The organism is Acidimicrobiales bacterium, from assembly GCA_035533095.1.
Classification (GTDB): Bacteria; Actinomycetota; Acidimicrobiia; order Acidimicrobiales; family Palsa-688; genus DATLUM01.
This window is the reverse complement of record DATLUM010000058.1, coordinates 1-2,145: the sequence shown is the minus strand read 5'-3', so window position 1 is coordinate 2,145 and position 2,145 is coordinate 1. Positions and strand designations below refer to the sequence as shown.

Below are 2,145 nucleotides of genomic sequence, written 5' to 3'. Positions count from 1 at the left end.
AACGCCGAGCCGACCTTGGAGCGGGCGACGATCCAGGCCATCGTGGAGGCTGTCGCGGGAGGCCGGGCAAAGCGTCGCCGTCTCGCCCAGTTCCTCCTCGAGTCTCCGGCGGTGCTCGCCGATGGCTGTTCCCCCGCACCGCGCGTCGTCGGGAACCTGCTCATCGCCTTGCGGACTGCTGGCGCGCTGAACATTTCGCCGCCGATCTGTGCCACCTGCGGGAAGAGCCTGCGGACTCTGCAGCGACGCGACCAGGACTGGTATTGCGCTGTTTGCGGTGCCCGCCGGGAGCCATGCACGAGTTGCGGCCATACCCGCCCGGTCGCCGGGCGCGACCAGCAGGGCCGACCCCACTGTGTCGACTGTCCTCCAGGCGACGAGCGTGACCCTCTCGAGGTCATCGCCGAGGTGGTCTGTGGCGTGGACCCGACGGTCTCGATCGAAGTGGTGATCAGCGCTGTGGGCGCCGCGGTGAGCAACGCCGGCCAGCGCCGCCGGCTCGCCTGGACGTTGCAAGACCGGCCCGAGCTGCTCAGCGGGGCGGGCGCAGAGGCGCCGATGCCCTCGGTGTTGCGACTCATCGACAGGCTCTGCGACGCCGGGGCCACCCATATCGTTCGGCCGGCGTGTCCGCACTGCCGCCGTGTCGTCGCGCTGGTGAAACCCAGGAACGGCCTGCGGTTGTGCCGCATGTGCGTGGCCCGCTCCCGAGCCGAGCGGTGCGTCCGCTGCCAGGTCGTCCGCGAGCCCGCGACGCGTGATGACAACGGGGCGCCGATCTGCCCCTCCTGTTTGATCAGGGACCCGGTCAACCATGAAGACTGCTCGCGTTGCGGGCGGCTCCGGCCGGTCAGCGTGCGTCGCCCCGACGGCGTGTTCTGCGAAACCTGCCGCCCCCCGAAGGTTCTCACCTGTTCCATCTGCGGGCGTCACGGTCCGGCACTGATGTCGGAGACGACCGGTCAGCCATGGTGCCGGGCTTGCAGCCAGCGCTGGGCCCGCTGCGCGCGCTGTGATCAGGTCCGGCCGCTGCGAGGCGGCACCATCGACGAGCCGCTCTGTGCCACCTGCACACGCCCAGACCCCCGATTCTGGAAGGCCTGCACAAGCTGCGGGCAGGCGGGCCGCATCCACGCCGGGTGCTGCGCCCGCTGCAGTGTGGACCGGCGGCTGCGCCAGCTTCTCGGTGACAACTCCGGGACCATCCGGGCCCAATACCAAGCGCTCTATGAGGCTCTCGCCACCACAGAGCGGCCGGCGACCGTGGCCCGGTGGCTCGACCACAGCGCCGCCCCAACGATCCTGCGTTCCCTCGACGCCGACGACGGGCTCTGCCATGAGGCCCTCGATGCGCTGCCGCCAGGCAAACCCGTCGAGCACCTACGTGCCGTCCTCGTCGCCATCGGCACCCTGCCCGCTCGCGACGAGCAGATGGTCCGCCTCGAACGCTGGATCACCGGCATCATCGCCGGCCGGGTCGACCCCGACGAGCAGAAGCTGCTGCACCGCTACGCCACCTGGCACGTGCTGCGCCGCCTCCGTCACCGACTCCGCCACACCACCACCACCTACAACCAGGCCCTCGGCGCCCGCCAACGCGTCAGAGCCGCGATCGCTCTGCTCGACTGGATGGCCGGGGCAAACCTCACGCTGGCAACCGCCGGCCAGGGCGACCTGGAAGCCTGGCTGGCCAGCGGCGACGCCACGCATCGCCGCGACGTCGGGAACTTCGTGCGATGGGCCAACAAACAGAAACTGACGGCCCTGGACCTTCCCGCCGTCCGCTGGGGTGGCCCGTCCGACATCGACACCGAGGCCCGATGGGAACAAGCCCGCCGGCTTCTCCACGACGACACCCTCGAAGTCGAAGACCGCTTCGCCGGGCTGCTCGTGCTCCTCTACGCCCAATGGCCAGCCGCCATCAGCCGACTCACCGTCGCCGACATCGAGACCACCGACAACAGCGTCCGCCTCCGTCTCGGCGACGAGCCGATCATCCTGCCCGAACCGCTCGCCGCCCTCGCTCTCCAACTCGTCGCCACCCGCAAAGGTCATGCCGTCATCGGCCACCAACCCGGCTCCCCCTGGCTGTTTCCCGGCGGGCAACCAGGACGACCCGTCAGCGACGGCCGTCTCGGCGAGCGA

General features: G+C 70.4%; 1 protein-coding gene. It reads left to right on the top strand.

Going from position 1 to position 2,145, the window contains the following annotated elements:
* Positions 1-2,145 (top strand): hypothetical protein (locus VNF71_07815; GenBank protein HVA74457.1); only part of this gene is annotated, 2,145 nt, incomplete at both ends.